This window comes from Kosakonia quasisacchari (assembly GCF_004331415.1).
Taxonomy (GTDB): Bacteria; Pseudomonadota; Gammaproteobacteria; order Enterobacterales; family Enterobacteriaceae; genus Kosakonia; species Kosakonia quasisacchari.
This window is the reverse complement of sequence record NZ_SJOP01000003.1, coordinates 228,668-251,315: the sequence shown is the minus strand read 5'-3', so window position 1 is coordinate 251,315 and position 22,648 is coordinate 228,668. Positions and strand designations below refer to the sequence as shown.

The window sequence follows — 22,648 nt, the reverse complement described above, 5'->3', positions numbered from 1 at the left end:
CCCCTTACACATTTACCCTCTCCCCGCCGGGGAGAGGGTTTTTGCGACTCAGTAACCCATGTTTTTCTTTTTCTCTAACTCCTCTTTCGCCGTATCCGGCAGATAGAGTGTCGATTTGGTAATGGTCAACTTCGGCGGCAGGGTGCCGTCTTTTTTGAATTTCTCCAGCGCGTCGAACGCCGGGCCAGCCATGTTTGGTGTCAGCTCGACGCTGGCGTTTGCTTCGCCATCGATCATCGCTTTGTAGATATCCGGCACGCCGTCGATAGAGCCGGTCAAAATGTCTTTGCCCGGTTTCAGGCCCGCTTCTTTGATCGCCTGAATCGCACCGATCACCATGTCATCGTTGTGGGCGTAAACCATGCAAATATTTTTGCCGTTGTTTTCCGCCTTGATGAAACTCTCCATCACCTCTTTACCTTTACTGCGGGTAAAGTCACCAGACTGAGAACGGATGATTTTGATGTTAGAGGCTTTCGAAATGGCTTCGGCAAACCCTTTTTTACGATCGATAGCCACGCTCGCACCCACAGTGCCTTGCAGCTCAACGACGTTACACGGTTTGCCCGCAACGGTTTTCACCAGCCATTCGCCAATCAACTTACCTTCAAGGATGTTGTCGGCGGTGACGGTAGTCATATAAAGCGACTTGTCTTTGACATCGATGGAGCGGTCGAGCAAGAACACCGGGATTTTGGCGTCTTTGGCTTCTTTCAGCACGGGCTCCCAGCCTGTCGCCACCACCGGCGCGATAAAGATAGCGTCAACGCCCTGAGCGATGAAGGAACGTACCGCTTTGAGTTGGTTTTCCTGTTTCTGCTGACCGTCAGCAATTTTCAGCGTAATGCCACGCTTGCTGGCTTCGCTTTTCGCGACGTTGGTTTCAGCGGCTCGCCAGCCGGATTCAGATCCGACCTGCGAAAATCCTACGGTTAACGGGGCGGCCATCGCCATAGACGACATGGCTGCCGAAACTGCTGTGACAAGAAGTAAGCGCTTCCACATAAGAGCATCCTCGAGGGTTATTGTTGGCTACAACTTCGCCTGCGGGAAAACTATAGACAATCGAGGATGTAACAGAATGCGTTACATCACAAATCGGAAAAGTGAATGAATTGTTGATGACCAGTTGCGATCTGGCGCGCGAAAAGCGCCGTTTTAATTCACCTCTTTTATCCATTGAAATTGCAGAAATTAACTGCAGGACAACGTGAACGGAGTTTCGCTGTAATCGGTTACATAAAATTATTGATTATGCTGCTATGGTTATGGATAAAACTGTCAAAAATAAGTGTCAGTAAGCGTCTGAAAATGTGTGAGCACGTTAAAACAGCCCAAGACATTCACCGCCAGTTGGCTATAATACCCGGCACTTGTTTGCCACACATTTTAAAGGAAACAAACATGAGCTTACTGAACGTCCCGGCGGGTAAAGATCTGCCAGAAGATATCTATGTTGTTATCGAAATTCCGGCTAACGCTGACCCGATCAAATACGAAGTCGACAAAGAAAGCGGCGCGCTGTTCGTTGACCGTTTCATGTCCACCGCGATGTTCTATCCGTGCAACTACGGTTATATCAACCACACCCTTTCGCTGGATGGTGACCCGGTAGATGTGCTGGTGCCGACGCCGTACCCGCTGGAGCCAGGCTCTGTGATCCGCTGCCGCCCGGTTGGCGTGCTGAAAATGACCGACGAGTCTGGCGAAGATGCCAAACTGGTTGCCGTTCCGCACACCAAACTGAGCAAAGAGTACGATCACATTAAAGATGTGAACGACCTGCCGGAACTGCTGAAAGCACAGATCACGCACTTCTTCGAGCACTACAAAGATCTCGAAAAAGGCAAATGGGTGAAAGTGGACGGCTGGGACAACGCTGAAGCGGCTAAAGCAGAAATCATTGCCTCTTTCGAGCGCGCAGCGAAGAAATAATCCGCTTTATCTGAAAAAAGCCCTGGTATGCGTTATGCGGCCAGGGCTTTTTTTCGCCCTGGCTTTATGGGCTGTCGGCTTAATGACCGCGCTGCCTGATCCTGGCGACAAAATGGCTGAAATGGGATAAGCGGAGCGCGCTTTGGCAAACTCTTACGCTGGACGGGCTTTATGCCGCCAGGCAGAAAGCATCAACACAATAACTGTGCTCAGCACCCATTCCGGGAGGAAATAGTCGTGGGTGATATCCACGCTAACGCCTTGCGGTATTTGCGGCGCCAGCAGGAATTTATGTCCCGCAACAAACAGGCTAAACAGGGCCACATTCCCCAGCGCGATTCCCAGGCTCCTTGCCACAATCCTCTGCGCTGAAAAACGCTGCCGGGCATTTTGTCGCAACATCAAAGCCAGCATCAGCAGGCCCGAAAAAGCAAATAACAAACCATTAATCAGCGTCGCCAGCATTGTGGCGGAAACGGAGGTCGCTATCAGGTCGGTACTCCCCCAGAAAAAATGGAGAAAAGGGTAATAAGTGAGGTAGCCAAAACTAAAAAGGCCTGCCAACAGCAGCGCTGCGGCAAGCCCCCAGGCTGTCTTACGTAACATTCTTCTCGTCCTTACTTTGCTAAAAAGAAAAACCGCGCCAGCGGCGCGGTTCTCCAGGACTGATTATTTCTGGTACTGCTCGCGGTCAAGCCAGTTACCGCTCTCGATCAAGGTTTTTCCCTCAACCGAACGCTGGTAAACATACATCCAGGCGCTGCCATAAGGCGTCTGGATCAACTGGCGTTTATACTCGCCGCCCGCAGTGCGCAAAGCGTCCAGCTCACCGAGCGTTGCTGCGTCGATGCGATAAACTTCACCCTTGACGCTTCCTTCACCGGCTACTGCACCCGGATAGTGCCCCAGACTATACAGCTGATGATTTTCGACACAAAAGTCCCCCAGCCACTGAGCATTGGTCATCCAGTGGCTGTTGCCTTGCTTGCGTCGTAAACTGCCGTAGACAAATATTCGCATTGCTAAAACTCAAACTGATAGAGCAAATCAAGTGCCTGATCTACGCCAGACACCGCTTCAAGATACAGCTTAGGCATCAGGCGATAACGTAACGTGAGAGTCGCCAGTGAGTCAAAAATTCCTACACCATATTTTACTTGTAGACCCGGTAGCACATAGCCGCTAACCACCACCTGCGAGGAGTCGCCGACGCCCTGGGTGTCCAGCGCCAGATTGCTGACGCCAAAAGTCTCGCCGATTTTACCCACAACCTGACCACTTTGTGCAACCCCTAAGCCAATCAGCATGGAAGTCATCGCCGCGCTGTCGCTCTGTTCGCTCTCCAGCCCCTGGCCACGAAGCAGGTACGAGAGCGCTTCTTGTTGCGACATCGCCGGGTCGGAGAAGATCTCTGCTTTCGGCTCATCGGCGGTGCCAGTGACGCGAACACCGGCAATCACATCGTTCGCGGTGGATTCTGGATTACGAATCGCTTCGATATTCAGCATCGGCTGATCCGGCGGCCCGGAGAATAACAGCTCGCCTTTACGCACCAGCAAATCCTGGCCGTAAGCATGGAAACGCCCTTCCGGGATGTTGATCTGCCCGTTGAGCCCAAGCCCCTGCTTATCCTGTGCCACTTTCAGATCGCCCGTCAGCCGCGCTTTCAGGCCGAATGCATCCAACCGCACGTTATTGCCGACATGCACGGTCAGGTTGCTGTTGATCGGAATCGACGCGCTTTTTGGCTGCTCAGGCTGCAAGTCGTTATTCAGCATAACTTCATCGCTGGAGACGCCAACCGCGCTTTCCGGTAAGTCATGCACCACGATGCGCGCCCACGGTACATCCACGTTGCCATCCAGCGTAAACAGGCTTGGCGTCGCTTCGAATACCACATCCGGCGAGACATCGAGACGTACCATCGGCGGCACGGTAATACGCACTTTGCTGCCTTTCGCCGCCACGCGGGCGCGCCAGTTATCGATTTGGCTCCAGTCGGCATCGCCGCTCAGGTTGATCTGCCCCTGCCCGGTACGCACCACGCCCTGCAAGGTTGAGCTCATGCCGTTGAAATTCATTGCCAGCTGGCTGGGCTGCATATCAAACGGCATAAAGTTGCCATCAATGTCCAGCCCGTTAAGCCCCAATTGCCCGAACAACTGCGGGCTTTGCACGTTGCCGCCAAGACGTAAACTGGCATTCAACGTGCCCGCCGCTTTCTCGCCGCGGCTGAAAATGGCGTTCACCATCGCCAGCGAGAAGTTGCGAATATTCACGTTGCCGCCCAGATTGCGCCGCCCTTGCGGATCGGTAACTTGCACCTGGCCATCGAACTGACCGTTATTGGTCAGGCGAATCAGCCAGCCGAGATCGGCCCGGTTATCGCGCAGTTTTGCGTTGAGATTGAGGGTATCAAACGCGAGTGGCAGCGGCGCGTCATTCACCACCTGCGTCACTTTCACGCCGCGCCCGGAGAGCGTCACTTCACCCTGCGGTAGCCCCTCCTTGGTGGTGTCCCAACTGACATCCGCTTTACCGCTGAACACACCGCTAGCTTGCGTGGTTTCCGGCATAAAGGGTTTCAGCATCGCAAGGTCGAAGCGGTTAAGGTTCACCACCGCCCGGCCTTCTGCACCCGCATCAATGGCTTGCGGAATGCAGAGTTCGGCGTTCGGGTTCAACCAGCAGTGCGGGCCGATCGCGATTTTCTGTTCCTGGTTGCGGTAATCCAGCGTGACCGGGCGATTAATCGACCACGGGCCAACCGGCGTGGCAAAGCGGGTATCGCTCAGTGTCCCTTGCCAGCGCTGCTGCTGGCGGTCAAAACTGCCCGCCAGGTTAAGCTGCCCAGAAACCGGCTCGCCCTGCACGCGCAACTGGAGTTTGTGCTGTTGCTCATTGCCATCTGCCGCCAGCGTCACAAGGCTGAGGTTCACCCCAGGCTGGGCAATGCGTTCCACGCGCACGTTCAGTTTGCCGCCAATCTGGTCGCTGGATTTCACATCGCCTTCCACGCGCACGCGGGCCACGGAAAGCGCCTGCCAGCGCAGGTTATTCGCAGTAATGTCCGCCAGCGCCTGCGGCGCATCCACCGTACCGCGAATTTTCACCAGCCCTTTTGCTGTGCCGCCCAGACCCGGCAGCGCGTTATTCAGCCCAGGCGCATCAATCGTGGCATCCAGGTTGAGATCTTTAACGCCCAGCTCGCCTTTGATATCGGCGCTATTTTTCCCCAGTTCCAGGTGCAAGCCGGGAATCGTCCACTGCAAGTAGCTGTTGCCTTTAAGCTGCCCGTCGACGTTGACCTTGTTTTGCTTCACGTTGCCGCTCAGCTTCAGCTCCGGCACATCCATTTGCCAGCTACCACCGTACAGGCTGCCGCGCGTTTTGATCAGGCCGTTCAGTTTTGACGGCCATTCCGGAAATGCTTTCGCCGTGTCGATGCCGTTGAGCGTCAACTCCCCGCGCCAGCTGATGGCCTGTTGCCAGTCGAGCAGCGCTTTCAACTCGGTTTTACCCTCCAGCGCAGCGATCACCAGTTTATCAAGGCTCAGTTGCTGCTCGTTGCCCCTGGCATCCAGCGTAATGGTCGCAGGTGGCACATCCTGGCCTTTCACCGCCGTGCGAAACGCCAGCGTATAGTCGGTCATTTTGCCGGTGAGTTTCAGATTCAGGTCATCGGCCTGGTACTGTTTTTCCCCGGTAAACGGCCAGTAAAGCTGCTTACTGGTTATCTCCAGATTCAGCGGCAAACCGGCTTCGGCCAGTTGGGTTTGCGCGCGCAAATCCATGTCGACCGGACCGGAAAGGTTCACGCCAACGTCGAGTTGCTTACGCATTTCGCCGCCGACTTTCAGTTTCACCTTCTCGCCTTTCAGCGGATCGATATTCAGCGTGGTATTGAGCGTAATATCCACCGGCCAGGTATCACGCAACTGGGCGCTACCGGTGGCGCGCACCTGCCCCTGGTTGGAATCCACATCCAGCGCATCGAGCTTCATCTGTCCGTCGATACTGCTCACTTTCAGCAATAAGCTGCGCACCAGAATGTCGGTATCGCCGGTGAGACGCAGTTGTTCGCCGCGAAACTCTTCAATATTGAGGTTGAGCGGCAGGTGAACATCGGTCATTTCCGGCAGCAGCGGCTTTTCAAACAGCGCTTTCAGCGTTTCGCCGAGCGGTTTTTCCTGCGGCTGCGGATTCTGGATTTTCGGTTCAACGACCTCTTTTTGCGCCACATCGGCCACTTTCGGCAGGGCAATCAGCAGCCCTTGTAGCAATGTCGGTTTCAGCGTCAGGTTTTTCTCCTGCCAGTTCAAACCGGTGGTGAAATCCATTACCGAGACGGTGGTGTCGTCGATTTTGATGTTTACATTGTTGAGCGCCACCCGGCTAAGCGTTATCGAGTAGGGTGTAGAGAGGTTCAGCGGCCCGCTTTCTTCCTCTTTTACCGGTGCGGCGGGCGGCATTTTTTTGCTGTCGATAACGACATTGATATCTTTCAACGACAGATCATTCACGCACAGGCTGCTGTCGCGCAGGCAGCCGAGCTTAACCGCGAGATGTACTTCGCCGGCGTTAACCGCTACGCCCGGCTGGGTAAAACGGATATTTTTTAGCGTGAGATCGCGCCAGCCGCCGGTCACCTGGCTAATTTCCAGCCCCGGTACCCAGCGGTTGGCCGATTTAAATAACAGATGCAGCCCACTGGTGGTACCCACCAGAAAGACTACGGTGCCCAGCACCAGCAGGATAAACACCAGGACGCCGAGGCTGATTTTCTTCCATAAACTCATAATTCCGGCCCCAACCCGATGTAAAACTGTAATCCGTGCTCTTCTTTATCACCTACCGGTACCGCGAAATCGAGCTTAATGGGCCCAACCGGCGATTCCCAGCGTACGCCGACGCCCGCGCCGGTTTTCACATTACTGCGGCGGATATCGCTCACCGCTTCGCCGCTATCAACAAATGCCGCGCCCCACCATTTGCCGGTAACGTTGTATTGATACTCCAGCGAACCGGTGGCCAGCTTGGACGCACCAATCAGCTTGCCGCTGTCATTTTTAGGGGCGATAGATTTGTATTTGTAGCCGCGAATACTGCGATCGCCCCCGGCGAAGAAGCGCAGATCCGGTGGCACGCGATCAAAATCCCCGGTTTCGATCCAGCCCAGATTGCCGCGCATCACAAAACGGTGGCGATCATAAAGGGTGCGGATCCAGACGTTTTGCGCCTGCAACACCAGGAAGTCGACATCCGATCCCCAGGCGGTGTTGGAGTAATCCACCGAGTAGCGCTGCGAATCGCCCCAGGTGGGCATCAGACCGCCGCGCGAGCGGGTACGGCTGATCATCACGCCAGGGTAAAGCAGCATGGTGGTGTTGGTGACATTCGCCTGCGTAAAGTGATCGAGGCTCCAGCGCAGATTGATAGCGCGCTGCCAGCCGCTGGAGAGATCCCAGTATCGCGACAGCGCGAGTGTGGTGGAATCCGCCTCGGTGTCGTTCAAATCGGTACGCTTAAAGCCGCCCTGCACCAGGTAATATTGTTCAAGTGGGTTTTTCAGCAGCGGCATCTTGTAGCTGAAATCAAGCTGCTGTTCCGGCGCGGAGATACTGGTGCTGGTGGTCAGGCTGTGACCGTAGGAGTTCATCCACGGCTTTTTCCATGTAGCCTTGACGCGCGGCCCGACGTCGGTCGAGTAACCCACCCCGGTTTCAATGGTGTTTTCCGTGCGCGGTGACACCACGCCTTTAAGCGGCAACACTTTGGTTTTTCGCGCTTTATCGAACTCTGGCGCAACAACCACCGAATTAAACCAGCCGGTGGCAGAAAGGCGGCGATTCAGCTCTGCCAGATCCTGCGTCTGGTAATAATCCCCTTCGTGGAAAGGCACCAGGTTTTGCAGATATTCGTCGCGGATTTGCGAGCCTTCAAACGTCACCGTACCAAAGCGGTAACGCTGGCCGCTGTCGTAATCGATATCCCAAAACGCCTGGCGGCGCTCAAGCGCGATACCCAACTGGCTTTTAATGAATTGACTGTCGAAGTAGCCTTTACGCAGCGCCACGCTGGTGAGCGATTTTTTGAAATTGTCGTAATCGTTATGGTGCAACACCGTGCCGATAGCGGGGCGTTTTTTGAGTAAGTCGAGGTAATCACTGTCCGTACGCGCGCCGCCGCGCAGGATCACGCTATTGCCGCCAATGCGCACCGGCTCACCGGCTTGCACACGCGCAATCAGCACCTGACGCCCTTTCGCCGGCGGTGGGCGCAGTTCGAAATCGATGGTGGGTTCGTAGTAGCCTAAGGCTTTTAACCCTTCACGAATGGCGTCATCCACACGCGCCTGGAAACGGCGGTCCGGGGTGACTTCATCGCTTTCAATGGTGGACAACTGGGCGCGCACATTTTTTTGTAGCTCCCCGGTGAGCCCTTCCAGTTGCAATCGCACATTGGCGGCGAAAGCCGTTTCACTCACCAGCAACAAAGCAGCAAAACATAACAGACGGATCTTTGGCACGTTCTCTCCTGAATATCCTTGTTCCCACCCCTGGAAGGAAACGTAAGCGCAGCTCCGCGCTGAGCCAGGTTTTGCCTTGCGACAGAACACAAGCCGATAAAAACCCGTTAACACAGGTTGAAAAGCAGACGACTACCCCAAAATTTCTTATGTTTAAATCTAGTCTGATTTATGGCGTTTATTGTGTTAAAACACAGGCCGCAACACAACCCTAACCGCAATTAGCCCCTCCGGGAGGTATTACCGTGAGTCTGTTCGATAAAAAAGAGCTTGTTTCTCAGTCAGATGCTTTGCCCGGACGCAACACGCCAATGCCGGTAGCCAGTTTACATGCTGTTAACGAGCATTCAATGAGTCATGTTCCGGAAGGGATGGAAGTCGCCTTGTTTGCCATGGGCTGTTTCTGGGGCGTGGAGCGCCTGTTCTGGCAACGAGAAGGCGTCTACAGCACTGCCGCTGGTTATACCGGGGGTTACACGCCGAACCCGACCTACCGCGAAGTGTGCTCCGGTCTGACCGGTCACGCGGAGGCGGTGCGCGTGGTATATGACCCGAATGTCGTGAGTTATGAAAAACTGCTGCAGGTTTTCTGGGAAAACCACGATCCGGCGCAGGGCATGCGCCAGGGCAATGATTCGGGCACGCAGTACCGTTCGGGGATTTACCCGCTGACGCAGGAACAAAGCGACGCCGCACAAGCCAGCCTCGCACGCTTCCAGGAGGCGATGCGCAGCGCAGGCGACGCACGCCAGGTAACGACTGAGATCAAAACCGCGACGCCGTTTTATTACGCGGAAGATGAGCATCAACAATATCTGTATAAAAACCCGCACGGCTACTGCGGTATCGGCGGGATTGGTGTTTGTTTGCCACCGCAGCTTAACCCTTAAAAAGCAGCGGAGTTTATCACCGAAAAACGGCGCAAATTAAGCCTCTGGTAGCCTGCAACAGGCTTACGCTATACTACCCCTCGAAATTGCCGGTCCACTGCTTCGGGCCGGCTTTCATTGTGTTTACCACATGGATTTTCAAAAACCCTTCCGAGGATCCGGTTAATAACTGGATAAATTATGTTAAACAGTATCTTAGTCATACTCTGTCTGATCGCGGTAAGTGCGTTTTTCTCGTTGTCCGAGATCTCACTCGCCGCATCGCGAAAAATTAAACTCAAACTGCTTGCCGATGAAGGCAACATCAACGCCCAACGTATTTTGAAAATGCAGGAAACGCCTGGCATGTTCTTTACGGTGGTGCAAATTGGCCTTAACGCCGTCGCCATCCTTGGCGGTATCGTCGGCGACGCGGCATTCTCCCCTGTTTTTCACAACATATTGATCAATGTGGTTTCCGCGGAGCTTGCCGAACAACTCAGCTTTATTATCTCTTTCTCGCTGGTGACCGGGTTATTCATTCTTTTCGCCGACCTGACACCGAAACGCATCGGTATGATTGCGCCTGAAGCCGTGGCTTTGCGTATCATCAACCCGATGCGCTTCTGCTTATTTGTTTTCCGCCCGCTGGTCTGGTTTTTCAACGGCCTGGCCAACGTCATTTTCCGCATCTTCAAACTGCCGATGGCGCGTAAAGATGACATCACCTCTGACGATATTTACGCGGTTGTGGAAGCCGGTGCGTTAGCCGGGGTGCTGCGTAAGCAGGAACACGAACTGATTGAGAACGTGTTTGAACTGGAATCGCGCACGGTACCGTCGTCAATGACCTCGCGCGAAAACGTCATTTGGTTCGATCTGCACGAAGATGAGCAGAGCCTGAAAAATAAAGTGTCGGAGCACCCGCATTCGAAGTTTCTGGTCTGTAAAGATGATATCGACCATATCGTTGGCTATGTCGATTCCAAAGATCTGCTGAACCGCGTGCTGGCAAACCAGAGCATGGCGCTTAGCAGCGGCGTGCAGATCCGCAATACGCTGATTGTCCCGGACACATTAACGCTCTCTGAAGCGCTGGAAAGTTTCAAAGCTGCCGGTGAAGACTTCGCGGTGATCATGAACGAATACGCGCTGGTAGTAGGCGTTATCACGCTTAACGATGTGATGACCACGCTGATGGGTGATCTGATCGGTCAGGGCCTGGAAGAGATGATCGTCGCGCGTGATGAAAACTCATGGCTAATTGATGGCGGTACGCCGATTGATGACGTGATGCGCGTGCTGGATATTGATGAATTCCCGCAGTCCGGCAATTATGAAACCATCGGCGGCTTTATGATGTTTATGCTGCGTAAAATCCCGAAACGCACCGATGCGGTGAAGTTTTCCGGCTACAAATTCGAAGTGGTGGACATTGATAACTACCGCATCGATCAGCTGCTGGTGACCCGTATTGATACCCGCGCTACGGTGCTGACACCGAAGCTGCCGGACGCCGACAATAAAGGCGCGGCGTAATCTGCTGCAGAAATGTCAACGGCCCCTTTGGGGCCGTTTTTTATAGTATTTAAACTACTGCATAGCACAACTATTAAGCCATCTCGGTTTGCAGACGCAGAACCTGGCGGTTAACTTCAGACATGACAGACAGATGCTGTTTGTCTTTCACTTTCGGGATAAGGATTTTGCCCTTGTCGAACTCGAAAGCGCCAACGTCCTTGATATACAACCGTCCACGAAACAGGATTTTTACGTACTTAGCCACCTGAAGTGGGTTGTAACGCTGGAAAATTTTCATTCTTGTATCTCCTGTGAAACATTACGCTCTTGCGGTTCCACAATCGGACCAACGTAGATGAGCGCAAATTTTAATGCCCAATGACTATAGTTCAGAACCTAACCGATACATAGTGTGAATAACTTTATTTACCTTTTGATGACAATTATTCAGAATATTCTTTTCAACACCTTACTCTGCGCAGTATAAGCCCACATTTTTTCACGGTTATGTGCGTTCGCCCGCAAACTGGCATCCAGATTGCGGGAAAAACGTATTGATCGCATTTATGATTAAAACGCGAGCCCAAGTGGTCGGATCACCTGCACAAACACAAGAGATAATAAGGAAACGCCATGACCCTACGTAACATCCTGGCAGCGACATGCCTGTTACTGCCGCTGGTTGCTTCAGCCCATAATTTTGAAAACAACCAACGCGTGCCGCCTGTGGGCATAGCCGACAGAGGGGAGTTGATACTGGATAACGACAAGTTTAGCTATAAAAAATGGAATAGCGCCCAACTTCCAGGCAAAGTGCGAGTGGTGCAGCATATTGCCGGTCGAACCTCGGCAAAAGAGAAGAATGCCGCGCTGATTGAAGCGATCAAATCCGCGAAACTGCCGCACGATAAGTACCAAACCACCACCATCGTTAACACCGACGACGCGATTCCCGGCAGCGCGATGTTTGTGCGCAGCAGCATCGAAAGCAATAAGAAGCTCTACCCGTGGTCACAATTTATTGTGGATAGCGAAGGCGTAACGCGTAAAGCCTGGAAACTGGACGAAGAGAGCTCGGCGATTGTAGTGCTGGATAAAGACGGGCGCGTACAGTACGCAAAAGATGGCGGTCTGAGTCAGCAAGAGGTGCAGCAGGTAATCGACCTGCTGCACAAGCTGCTTAATCAGTAGAGCGAAACCCGAAAGCCGGGGTTGAGGAAGGATTCACGCGGGGTGTAATCCAGTGTGCGCCCCTGCCAGTCGTGAACATGCGCCCCGGCGGCGACCGCCACCGCGTGGCCTGCGGCGGTGTCCCAGACGTTGGTCGGCCCAAAGCGCGGGTAAAGCTGCGCTTTGCCTTCCGCCACCAGGCAAAACTTCAGCGAGGAGCCAATCGCGGTGGTCTGGTGTTCGCCAAGATGCTGTAAATACTCTTTCAGTTCATCGTCCGCATGCGAACGGCTGACGACCACCAGCGGCGGGCGCGCATCGCGCACCTGAATTTGCTGGTGATGCCCTGCTTCCTCTTTCCAGGCTTTGCCTTCTGCGGCGGAATACATCACTTGCAGCACCGGGGCGTAAACCACGCCGAGCACCGGTTTTCCGTTCTCAATCAAGGCAATATTGACGGTAAACTCACCATTGCGCTTGATGAACTCTTTGGTGCCATCCAGCGGATCCACCAGCCAGTAACGCCCCCATGTTTGGCGAACCTCCCAGCCGGGTGGATCTTCTTCCGATAGCACCGGAATTTCCGGCGTCAGCGCCTGTAAGCCGCGCACAATCACTCCGTGCGCGGCAATATCTGCGGCCGTCACCGGCGAGTCATCGACTTTGCTGGTGACCTCCATCGGTTTATGACCATCATAAACCTGCATAATGGCGTCGCCCGCTTCGCGCGCGAGCTGGCAAATTGCATCTAACATTTTCCACCTCTTCTGTTCAGTGGTTTGTAACTCATTGTTTTACTTATATCGTATTGCTGCGGAATCTGCCATCTGTGATAGCGATTGCGTTTTCTTTGCGCGCTTTTATGGCAGTATTCACAATTCTGTAAGCAACAAAATGTACATAACACTTTCTTTTGTGGCTTAGATCGAAAAAGGATGCCTCTGATGATTAAGTTTAGTGCAACGCTTCTGGCCACGCTGATTGCGGCCAGCGTGCAGGCTGCAACGGTGGATTTACGTATTCTGGAAACCACTGATTTGCATAGCAACATGATGGATTTTGATTACTACAAAGACACGGCGACGGAAAAATTCGGACTGGTACGCACCGCCAGCTTAATCAACGCCGCCCGTCATGAAGTCAAAAACAGCGTGCTGGTGGATAACGGAGACTTAATCCAGGGCAGCCCGCTGGGCGATTATATGGCGGCGAAAGGGCTGAAAGCCGGGGAAGTTCACCCGGTCTATAAAGCGATGAACACCCTTGATTACGCCGTCGGCAACCTGGGCAACCACGAATTCAATTACGGTCTGGATTACCTGCACAAAGCGCTGGCGGGAGCGAAATTCCCGTATGTGAACGCCAATATTATTGATGCAAAAAGCAAAAAGCCGCTGTTCACACCTTACTTAATCAAAGAAACGCCGGTCACCGACAGCGAAGGCAAAACGCACACGCTGCGCATCGGTTATATCGGCTTTGTGCCGCCGCAAATCATGGTCTGGGATAAAGCTAACCTGAGCGGCAAAGTGACGGTGAACGACATCACCGAAACCGCACGTAAATATGTGCCGGAAATGCGCGCCAAAGGGGCGGATTTGGTGGTCGTTGTCGCACACTCCGGGCTGTCGGCGGAGCCATATCAGTCGATGGCGGAAAACTCCGTTTATTACCTCAGCGAAGTGCCAGGCGTGGACGCGATCCTGTTTGGTCACGCCCATGCCGTCTTCCCGAGTAAAGATTTCGCGTCGATAAAAGGCGCAGATATCAAAAAAGGAACATTGAATGGCATTCCCTCAGTGATGCCGGGCATGTGGGGCGATCATCTTGGCGTTGTCGATCTGGTGCTGAACAATGATTCTGGCAAATGGCAGGTGCGCGAATCCAAAGCCGAAGCGCGCCCTATTTATGACGCGGCGGCGAAAAAAGCTCTCGTTGGCGAAGACAGCAAGCTGGTGCAGATCCTCAAACACGATCATGACGCCACCCGAGAATTTGTCGGCAAACCGATCGGCAAATCCGCCGACAACATGTACAGCTATCTGGCGCTGGTGCAGGACGATCCGACCGTACAGGTGGTGAACATCGCGCAGAAAGCCTATGTCGAACACTTTATTCAGGGCGATCCGGATCTGGCGAAACTGCCGGTGCTTTCCGCTGCCGCGCCGTTTAAAGTGGGCGGGCGCAAGAATGATCCTGCCAGTTATGTCGAAGTGGAAAAAGGGCAGTTAACCTTCCGTAATGCCGCCGATTTGTACCTCTACCCGAACACGCTGGTGGTGGTGAAAGCAACGGGCAAAGAGGTGAAAGAGTGGCTGGAGTGTTCTGCTGGCCAGTTTAACCAGATCGATCCACACAGCGACAAGCCGCAAAGCCTGATCAACTGGGATGGCTTTCGCACCTATAACTTCGATGTGATTGACGGCGTGAACTACCAGATTGATGTCACGCAGCCAGCGCGCTACGACGGCGAATGCCAGAGCGTTAACCCGCAGGCTGAGCGTATTAAAAATCTGACCTTTAACGGCAAACCGATTGATCCGAACGCGGTGTTCCTCGTTGCGACCAATAACTACCGCGCCTACGGCGGCAAATTTGCCGGTACGGGCGACAGCCATATTGCCTTTGCCTCGCCGGATGAAAACCGGGCCGTGCTGGCGAAATGGATAAGCGATGAAACCCAACGCGCGGGCGAAATTCATCCTGCCGCCGACAATAACTGGCAACTGGCACCGATCCACAGCGACACGAAGCTGGATATTCGTTTTGAAACTGCGCCTACAGACAAAGCCGCCGCGTTTATCAAAGACAAAGCCCGCTACCCGATGGCGAAAGTCGCTACCGACGAGATCGGATTTGCTATCTATAACCTTCAGTTAAACAAGTAGTTATTCAACCAACGCCTGCTGGCCTTCCCGTTCATCGCGGAAGGCCAGCACCTGCGGAATATTCAGTTCTATCCAGTCCGCCAGTGCGGCGACCTTCTCGCTCACCTGTTCACCCAGCGGGGTCAGGCTATACTCGACATGCGGCGGCACAACCGGGTAAGAGACGCGGTTGATAAAGCCATCCTGCTCCAGCCATTGCAGGCTCTGCGCCAGCATCTTTTCACTGACGCCACCCATTTTGCGGCGCAAGTCGCTAAAGCGGTGAGTGCCATCGCGTAGCGCCACTAGGATCAATACGCCCCAGCGGCTGGTGACGTGTTTCAGAACATCCCGCGAGGGACACTGCTCGGCAAACAGGTTGCCGTTGCGAACCTGTTCACTCAATGTTTGCGGCCGGGATTGTGTTTTCATACTTACCTTTTTGTACGTACTTACTAAAAGTTAGTTAAGGTGTTAGCGTACCACAACACTCATCGAGCACCGAAGGAGAATACTCATGATCGCACTCACCGGCGCAACCGGCCAACTGGGCCAGTTTGTGGTAGAAGAACTGCTGAAAACCGTGGCGGCAAAAGAAATTGTCGCGATCGTTCGTAACCCGGCGAAAGCCGAAGCGCTCAGCAAACAAGGCGTGCTGGTACGCCAGGCTGATTATGGCGACCAGGCTGCGTTAACCCAGGCGCTGGCGGGCGTGAACAAACTGCTGCTGATCTCCAGCAGCGAAGTGGGCCAGCGCGCCACGCAACACCGCAATGTGATTAACGCCGCCAAAGCCGCCGGAGTGAAATTCATCGCTTACACCAGCCTGCTGCACGCGGATAAATCCCCGCTTGGTCTGCATGTTGAGCACGTTGAAACCGAGAAAATGCTCGCCGATTCCGGTATTCCTTATACTCTGCTGCGTAACGGCTGGTACAGCGAAAACTACCTGGCAAGCGCGCCAGCGGCACTGGCGCACGGGGTATTTATTGGCGCAGCCGGTGACGGCAAAATCGCCTCCGCCACCCGCGCCGATTACGCTGCTGCTGCCGCACGCGTGATAAGCGAAGAGGGGCATGCAGGTAAAGTCTATGAACTGGCCGGTGATAACGGCTGGACGCTCACTGAACTGGCCGCGCTACTCAGCAAAGCCAGCGGTAAAAACGTGGTCTACCAGAACCTAAGCGAAGCCGATTTCGCCGCCGCGCTGAAAGAAGTTGGTCTGCCAGACTGGCTCGCCAACATGCTGGCGGATTCCGACGCGGGCGCCGCCAAAGGTGGCCTGTTTGATGACAGCAAAACGCTCAGCAAATTGATTGGTCGCCCGACGACGTCGATTGAGAAGAGCGTCAACGACCTTCTGTAAAGGTTACAAAGTGGTTAATTTTTGTAGCCTCCCGCCGGGCCATCCCTAATAATGAAGGGATGACCGGTATGGAGAGAGACAGTGGAAGGCGTACCCGAGCAGTTTACTGATGAGCGAGATTGCGCGCGCTTTCGCCACCTGGCGTTACTGCCAGGGGTTGAGTTGTATCACGCGCATATCTCCCGCTATGCCTTTGAACCGCACACCCATGAAGCGTTTGGCATTGGCGCGATCGAAGCCGGAGCTGAACGCTTTCGTTATCGCGGCACACAATATGTCGCGCCGGTGCATTCTGTGGTCACCATGAACCCTGACGAGCTGCACACCGGCGAAGCGGAAACCGCCGACGGCTGGCGCTATCGCATGGTTTACCTTGAGCCAGATCTCCTGGAAGAAGTGACCGGGATCCGCCACTGGTGGTTTAGCGATGTGATGCGTCACGATCCGTTGCGCACCCGGCAAATCTGCACGCAGATCCACGGCTTGTGGCACACCGACGATCCGCTGACGCAACAGGGGATTTTGCTGGATCTTATCGATACATTTCGCCCGCTGGCCCACCATGCGCCGCAGCGCCCGGAAGGCGCACACCGGTTTGAGCGCGTACGCGATTACCTGCATGACAACTATATGCACAGCCTGACGCTTGATGAGTTGGCGAAAGTGGCGGCGCTCAGCCCGTACCATTTTCAACGCCAGTTCAAGGCGTATTTTCATGTCACCCCGCACCAGATGCTGATGGCCATCCGCCTGTGGCGCGCCAAATCGTTCCTGACCCAGGGCATGCCCGCTGCCGATGTCGCCGCCGTTACCGGCCTTACCGATCAGTCGCATCTGACCCGCGCGTTTACGCACCGCTATGGCATCACGCCGGTGCGCTACCAAAAGCAGGTCACGCGCCGTTAATGCGCAATCTCATACAATATTCCCACGCGTTGCTCTCCTACACTGTCCGCTGCCAATGTAAACGTAGGTGAAAAGATGATTAGTGGCGTGTTGTATGCCCTGCTTGCCGGGCTGTTGTGGGGGCTTATTTTTGTCGGCCCGTTGATCGTGCCGGATTACCCGGCGGCGCTGCAATCCACCGGGCGCTATCTGGCGCTGGGGATTATCGCCCTGCCGCTGGCGTGGCTGGGCCGCGCACGGCTGCGCCAGCTTACGCGCAGCGACTGGTTCACGGCCTTATGGCTGACAATCATGGGCAACCTTATCTATTACGTCTGCCTGGCAAGCGCCATTCAGCGCACGGGCGCGCCGGTGTCGACGATGATTATCGCCACGCTGCCGGTGGTGATCCCGGTGTGCGCCAACCTGCTCTACAGTCAGCGTGACGGCAAACTCGCATGGCGAAAGCTTGCTCCTGCGCTGCTCTGCATTGCGCTTGGCTTAGGCTGCGTGAATATCGCCGAACTGCGCCAGGGCCTGCCCAATTTCAGCGGGTGGCGCTACGGTTCCGGTATTGTGCTGGCTTTCACCTCGGTCGCTTGCTGGGCCTGGTATGCGCTGCGCAATGCTCGCTGGCTGCGTGAAAACCCGGACAAAAACCCGATGATGTGGGCGACGGCGCAAGCGCTGGTGACGCTACCGGTTTCACTGGTGGGCTACCTTGCGGCGTGTCTGTGGCTTGGTGTGCAGCAACCCGATTTCACCCTGCCCTTCGGCCCACGTCCGCTGGTGTTTATCACGCTGATGTTCACCATTGCGGTGCTCTGCTCGTGGGTGGGCGCGTTATGCTGGAACATTGCCTGCCAGCGGCTTCCAACGGTAATTGTCGGCCCGCTGATCGTCTTCGAAACGCTGGCCGGGCTGCTCTATACCTTTCTGCTGCGCCACAGCTTGCCGCCGCTGCTCACCGCTTGCGGCATTGTCTTATTGGTCGGCGGCGTGCTAATGGCAGTACTGTCGAAGCCGGAAAAAGCCAGCGTCACCGCGCTGAGTGCAGAGTAAAAGCCGCCTTCACATGCGTTTCGCGCCGACAAGTGTGACAAAAACCGTAAAAAAGCGTCTACCCATGCCGTGAGAGTGAATACTAAGACACCCAGACATAACCAAAACCCGCGAGAAAAACGTTTCAACATATGGTGTTCAGTGAGCCGTAAAAAAACATCTACATAGCAGATGGCATTGTCTGCACCCGGCGAACGAAAAGCCTTAATAAACTGTCCAGGCCTGTTCTGAACGATTTAAATCCAAAGACAACAAAACCTGTTGCTGACCACCTCCACCGGAGGTGGTGTTCAAATGGGTATAAAAAAACCCGGCTTATGCCGGGTTTCAAGAGATCGATTCAACCGTTATCAGAACGTTTCCCAGTTGGCTTCGCTGACGTTCTCGGTTGCTTTGGTCTGCGGTTTGCTGGCTGGCGTGACTAACGCCGGGCGGCGTGCGCTGCGCGTACGGTTGACCTTGAATACCGCCACCGTTTCAGTCAGGCGCGCGGCCTGCTCTTCCAGTGCTGCAGCCGCAGCGGCGGACTCTTCCACCAGTGAGGCGTTCTGCTGAGTAACGCGGTCCATCTCAGCAACGGCCTGGCCTACCTGATCGATACCACGGCTCTGCTCGTCAGACGCGGAAGAGATTTCGCCCATGATGTCGGTCACGCGCGTGACTGCGCTGACGATTTCAGCCATGGTTTCCCCGGCTTCATGCACCAGTGCTGCCCCTGCATTGACGCGATTACTTGAATCTTCAATCAGCCCTTTAATCTCTTTTGCTGCCTGCGCACTGCGCTGCGCCAGGGTACGCACTTCGCCCGCGACGACTGCAAAGCCACGGCCTTGTTCGCCCGCGCGTGCCGCTTCAACAGCCGCGTTCAGCGCCAGAATGTTGGTCTGGAAAGCGATACCGTCAATCACGTTAGTGATCTGCGCGATTTTGCTGGAACTGTTGGCAATCTCATCCATGGTACGCACCACACCATCAACCACGTCACCGCCTTTCTTCGCCGTACCGGATGCATTCAGTGCCAGTTGTGTCGCCTGGCGGGCGTTGTCGGCATTCTGTTTCACCGTGGCGGTGAGCTGTTCCATGCTGGCAGCGGTCTCTTCCAGAGAAGCGGCCTGCTGCTCAGTGCGCGAAGAGAGATCGTTGCTGCCAGCGGAAATTTCACCCGCACCGGTGTAAATGGTGTCTGCGCCATCGCGCACTACACTCACGGTTTTCACCAGCGACTGCTGCATTTCCTGTACATTCTGCGCCAGCAGCGCCATTTCATTTTTGCCTTCAGCATCTATGTCATGCGTCAAATCACCGGTCGCGATATGACGAATATGCCCCATCACCTCATGCAGCGGCTTCAACAGGACGCGCTGCATTGCAACCCAGCTCATGATAATCACCACCAGCACGACCAGCATCACGGTGCCGAGGATCCATAAAATACGCTGATAATCCTGTTCGTTCTGGCTGATCCCTTCGCTCGCCAGGACGGTTTGCGCATCACGCCACGCACGATAGCTTTTCTGCATGGCAACTTGTTTCGCTTCGGCATTCTGACGGAACATATCTTCCAGGTTGCCCGCCAGCAGCAGGCGGTTCATTTCCGTCAACGTGGCATGGTAAACGCCGTACTGGGTTTCCAGATCTTTAGACAAGTTCGGCTCCAACCCCGGTGTGTCCGGGATCGCTTTGTACTTTTCGAAATGCTTTTGCGCTTCGTTGAGCAAGTTGGTCGCATTGCTTGCCAGCTCGCTGAGTTGCCCACCATTAATCTGGCTGGCGGTGCTGCTTTGCAGACGTAACATGCCGCGGTTGAGCGTCACACGCGCCTGGTTGAGGCTGATCCAGGCATCGGTAAATTCGGAAACGTTCTGGCTGGAAACCTGGGAAACATTGAAGTTGTTTTTATCGTTATTAAGCGCACTGATGAACACGCCAGCGGAGATCAGCTGCATTGCACCAAGCACCAGTAAAACCATGATTAATAAAGTAATAACTTTTATTCTTTTAAACATTGTAAGCCTTTATAGCGTGCAGGATATTGTCTGGAGTTTTGGTATCGGCAGCAGCGCGGAGTTGTTTAATTGTGATGCAGGTCGCAATCCAGTAATTTCCAATAAAAACACCTGTATTCAACATGTTAAATTCGTAAGATTTTTTGTGATGAATATCACATTTTTTCGCGAAAGAAAGGAATAAGGCAATTCCCGCTGCCCCAAAAGGGGTATATCATCGCCTTAAAGATGCATTTAAAATACAACTTATAAATTCCACATGAGGTAACTGCTATGGCTTTCCGCGATCAACCCCTGGGTGAGTTGGCGCTCTCTATCCCCCGCGCTTCCGCACTGTTCCGTAAATATGATATGGATTACTGCTGCGGCGGTAAGCAGACACTGGGACGTTCTGCGGCACGCAAGGAGCTGGATATTGACGTCATCGAAGCCGAGCTAGCGACGCTTGCCGAGCAGCCGATTGAAAAAGACTGGCGCGTGGCGGGGCTGGCGGAAATCATTGACCACATTATCGTGCGTTACCATGACCGCCACCGCGAACAACTGCCGGAACTGATCCTGCAAGCCACCAAAGTTGAGCGCGTCCACGCCGATAAACCGAACGTGCCGCGCGGCCTAACCAAATACCTGACCATGCTGCACCAGGAGCTTTCCAGCCATATGATGAAAGAGGAGCAGATCCTGTTCCCGATGATCAAACAGGGCATGGGTTCGCAGGCAATGGGGCCGATAAGCGTCATGGAGAGTGAGCATGATGAAGCAGGCGAACTGCTGGAAGTGATCAAACACATCACCAATAACGTCACGCCGCCACCAGAAGCCTGCACCACCTGGAAGGCGATGTATAACGGTATCAATACGTTGATTGACGATCTAATGGAGCACATCAGTCTGGAAAACAACAATCTGTTCCCGCGTGCCCTCGCTGGTGAATAAATAAAGGCGCCCGAGAGCGCCTTGATTCATGGAAGTTTAGAGCCGCTGCGCGGCTCTTTTTTTATGGCTGGCGGTTAGCCAAACGCTTTTTACCGGCGTACAGCCAACCTGCGCCCAGCACCACAAACCACAACGGCGTCACGATCAGTGCCTGGCGGGTATCCGCTTCCAGCGTCAGCAGCACCAGCACAAAGGCGAAGAACGCCATGCACACCCAGCACATCATTTTGCCCAGCGGCATTTTATAGTTCGATTTTTCATGCAGTTGCGGGCGCTGCTTACGGTACACCAGGTACGAGCAGAGAATGATCGTCCAGACGAACATAAACAGGATCGCCGACACGGTGGTGATCATGGTGAACGCAGCAATCGCGCTCGGATTGACGTACAGCATCACCACGCCGCCCAGCAGGCAGATGCAGGAGAAGGTCAGCCCTTTTGCCGGTACCGCGCGTTTAGAGAGCTTAGCGAACGCTTTCGGTGCCACGCCATCCTGCGCCAGGCCAAACAGCATCCGGCTGGTGGAGAAGACGCCGCTGTTGGCGGAAGAAGCCGCCGAGGTCAGCACCACGAAGTTAATAATGCTCGCCGCCGCCGGAATGCCAACCAGCACGAACAGCTCGACAAATGGGCTCTTATCCGGCACCACAGAGCGCCATGGCGTCACTGACATGATCACAATCAGCGCGAAAACGTAGAACATAATGATGCGCACCGGAATCGAGTTGATGGCGCGCGGCAGGGATTTCTCCGGATCTTTGGTCTCCGCTGCGGTCGTACCGACCAGCTCAATCCCCACAAAGGCAAACACCGCAATCTGGAAGCCAGCAAAGAACCCACTGATACCTTTCGGGAACCAGCCGCCGTCATTCCACAGATGCGAGAAAGAGGCCTCAACACCGGTCGGGGATTTAAAGTGCATCAACACCATCACCACACCCACGATAATCAGCGCGACAATAGCGACGATTTTGATCATCGCAAACCAGAACTCCATCTCGCCGAACATTTTTACCGTCGCGAGATTGAGGCTCAGCAGCACGACGACAACGGCCAGCGCCGCTACCCAATCGGCAAGTCCAGGGAACCAGAACTGCGCGTAAGCCGTGATGGCGACGACATCCGCCATACCGGTTACCACCCAGCAAAACCAGTATGTCCAGCCGGTAAAATACCCCGCCCACGGCCCTAACAGGTCGGCGGCGAAGTCGCTAAAGGATTTGTATTCGAGATTCGACAGCAGTAATTCACCCATGGCGCGCATGACGAAAAACAGCATAAAGCCGATGATCATATAAACAAAAATGATCGACGGACCGGCGAGGCTGATGGTTTTCCCGGAGCCCATAAACAACCCGGTACCGATGGCGCCGCCAATGGCGATGAGCTGAATATGCCGGTTTGTGAGATTTCGCCGTAGCGACTGTTCAGTCGAAGCCTGTTCGTCGGCCACGACTTTAACCTGATCTACCATGTTGTATTCCTGTCTGTGTTGTTGGGGC

The 22,648-nt window shown here is 54.4% G+C and carries 19 protein-coding genes; 9 read left to right on the top strand and 10 right to left on the bottom strand.

Annotated elements, in window-relative coordinates:
* Positions 1 to 48: 48 nt before the first annotated feature.
* Positions 49 to 1,005 carry a galactofuranose ABC transporter substrate-binding protein YtfQ gene (gene ytfQ, locus E0L21_RS04995; protein WP_131407300.1) on the bottom strand — a complete coding sequence of 319 codons (957 nt, stop codon included), beginning with the start codon at positions 1,003 to 1,005 and terminating at the stop codon, positions 49 to 51.
* Positions 1,006 to 1,404: 399 nt separating this feature from the next.
* On the opposite strand from ytfQ, the gene ppa reads away from it, so the two are divergent.
* Entirely contained in the window at positions 1,405 to 1,935 is a 531-nt protein-coding gene (gene ppa / locus E0L21_RS04985) for an inorganic diphosphatase (RefSeq protein WP_008460444.1), read from the top strand.
* A 153-nt stretch (positions 1,936 to 2,088) separates the two neighbouring features.
* Here the strand turns inward: ppa and E0L21_RS04980 are convergent, their stop codons facing one another.
* The 4 genes from E0L21_RS04980 to tamA all read right to left on the bottom strand — a co-directional run bounded on the left by E0L21_RS04980 (position 2,089) and on the right by tamA (position 8,464).
* Positions 2,089 to 2,541 carry a hypothetical protein gene (locus E0L21_RS04980; protein WP_131407298.1) on the bottom strand — a complete coding sequence of 151 codons (453 nt, stop codon included), beginning with the start codon at positions 2,539 to 2,541 and terminating at the stop codon, positions 2,089 to 2,091.
* 63 nt (positions 2,542 to 2,604) lie between these two features.
* Complete coding sequence (locus E0L21_RS04975) at positions 2,605 to 2,955, bottom strand: gamma-glutamylcyclotransferase family protein (RefSeq protein WP_020456270.1); 351 nt, start codon at positions 2,953 to 2,955, stop codon at positions 2,605 to 2,607.
* Between the two features lie 2 nt (positions 2,956 to 2,957).
* A complete protein-coding gene (gene tamB / locus E0L21_RS04970; RefSeq protein ID WP_131407296.1) occupies positions 2,958 to 6,734 on the bottom strand; it encodes an autotransporter assembly complex protein TamB in 3,777 nt (1,258 codons plus the stop codon).
* Positions 6,731 to 8,464: an autotransporter assembly complex protein TamA gene (tamA, locus tag E0L21_RS04965; protein ID WP_131407294.1), complete on the bottom strand. Its 1,734-nt coding sequence runs from the start codon at positions 8,462 to 8,464 to the stop codon at positions 6,731 to 6,733. The genes tamB and tamA overlap by 4 nt, the downstream gene beginning before the upstream one ends.
* Before the next feature lie 245 nt (positions 8,465 to 8,709).
* On the opposite strand from tamA, the gene msrA reads away from it, so the two are divergent.
* Together msrA and E0L21_RS04955 are read left to right on the top strand one after the other, a co-directional pair.
* On the top strand, positions 8,710 to 9,354 hold the full coding sequence (gene msrA / locus E0L21_RS04960; protein WP_131407292.1) for a peptide-methionine (S)-S-oxide reductase MsrA: 645 nt from the start codon (positions 8,710 to 8,712) through the stop codon (positions 9,352 to 9,354).
* A gap of 180 nt (positions 9,355 to 9,534) precedes the next feature.
* Positions 9,535 to 10,872, top strand: coding sequence for a hemolysin family protein (locus E0L21_RS04955; RefSeq protein WP_131407290.1), 1,338 nt, complete (start codon positions 9,535 to 9,537; stop codon positions 10,870 to 10,872).
* 73 nt (positions 10,873 to 10,945) lie between these two features.
* Here the strand turns inward: E0L21_RS04955 and E0L21_RS04950 are convergent, their stop codons facing one another.
* Positions 10,946 to 11,152: a DUF1107 domain-containing protein gene (locus E0L21_RS04950; protein WP_004857160.1), complete on the bottom strand. Its 207-nt coding sequence runs from the start codon at positions 11,150 to 11,152 to the stop codon at positions 10,946 to 10,948.
* Between the two features lie 335 nt (positions 11,153 to 11,487).
* Here E0L21_RS04950 and E0L21_RS04945 point away from each other — a divergent pair, with 335 nt between their 5' ends.
* Complete coding sequence (locus tag E0L21_RS04945) at positions 11,488 to 12,045, top strand: YtfJ family protein (RefSeq protein WP_017459133.1); 558 nt, start codon at positions 11,488 to 11,490, stop codon at positions 12,043 to 12,045.
* Here the strand turns inward: E0L21_RS04945 and cysQ are convergent.
* Positions 12,039 to 12,779: a 3'(2'),5'-bisphosphate nucleotidase CysQ gene (gene cysQ, locus E0L21_RS04940; protein ID WP_131407288.1), complete on the bottom strand. Its 741-nt coding sequence runs from the start codon at positions 12,777 to 12,779 to the stop codon at positions 12,039 to 12,041. The genes E0L21_RS04945 and cysQ overlap by 7 nt on opposite strands.
* Positions 12,780 to 12,968: 189 nt before the next feature.
* On the opposite strand from cysQ, the gene E0L21_RS04935 reads away from it, so the two are divergent.
* Entirely contained in the window at positions 12,969 to 14,912 is a 1,944-nt protein-coding gene (locus E0L21_RS04935; protein WP_131407286.1) for a bifunctional 2',3'-cyclic-nucleotide 2'-phosphodiesterase/3'-nucleotidase, read from the top strand.
* Here E0L21_RS04935 and E0L21_RS04930 read toward each other — a convergent pair whose 3' ends face one another.
* A complete protein-coding gene (locus tag E0L21_RS04930) occupies positions 14,913 to 15,323 on the bottom strand; it encodes a winged helix-turn-helix transcriptional regulator (RefSeq protein ID WP_131407284.1) in 411 nt (136 codons plus the stop codon).
* Positions 15,324 to 15,408: 85 nt separating this feature from the next.
* On the opposite strand from E0L21_RS04930, the gene E0L21_RS04925 reads away from it, so the two are divergent.
* From E0L21_RS04925 to E0L21_RS04915, 3 genes are all read left to right on the top strand, one after another.
* Positions 15,409 to 16,257 (top strand): SDR family oxidoreductase, encoded by an 849-nt coding sequence (locus E0L21_RS04925; RefSeq protein ID WP_131407282.1) that lies wholly within the window; start codon positions 15,409 to 15,411, stop codon positions 16,255 to 16,257.
* Positions 16,258 to 16,338: 81 nt separating this feature from the next.
* Positions 16,339 to 17,163: an AraC family transcriptional regulator gene (locus E0L21_RS04920; RefSeq protein ID WP_131407280.1), complete on the top strand. Its 825-nt coding sequence runs from the start codon at positions 16,339 to 16,341 to the stop codon at positions 17,161 to 17,163.
* A gap of 75 nt (positions 17,164 to 17,238) precedes the next feature.
* A complete protein-coding gene (locus tag E0L21_RS04915; protein ID WP_131407278.1) occupies positions 17,239 to 18,204 on the top strand; it encodes a DMT family transporter in 966 nt (321 codons plus the stop codon).
* Positions 18,205 to 18,554: 350 nt separating this feature from the next.
* Here the strand turns inward: E0L21_RS04915 and E0L21_RS04910 are convergent, their stop codons facing one another.
* Positions 18,555 to 20,210, bottom strand: coding sequence for a methyl-accepting chemotaxis protein (locus tag E0L21_RS04910; protein ID WP_131407276.1), 1,656 nt, complete (start codon positions 20,208 to 20,210; stop codon positions 18,555 to 18,557).
* A 273-nt stretch (positions 20,211 to 20,483) separates the two neighbouring features.
* Here E0L21_RS04910 and ytfE point away from each other — a divergent pair, with 273 nt between their 5' ends.
* Positions 20,484 to 21,146, top strand: coding sequence for an iron-sulfur cluster repair protein YtfE (gene ytfE / locus E0L21_RS04905; RefSeq protein WP_131407274.1), 663 nt, complete (start codon positions 20,484 to 20,486; stop codon positions 21,144 to 21,146).
* Positions 21,147 to 21,207: 61 nt separating this feature from the next.
* Here ytfE and cycA read toward each other — a convergent pair whose 3' ends face one another.
* Complete coding sequence (gene cycA, locus E0L21_RS04900) at positions 21,208 to 22,620, bottom strand: D-serine/D-alanine/glycine transporter (protein ID WP_131407272.1); 1,413 nt, start codon at positions 22,618 to 22,620, stop codon at positions 21,208 to 21,210.
* Between the last annotated feature and the right edge of the window lie 28 nt (positions 22,621 to 22,648).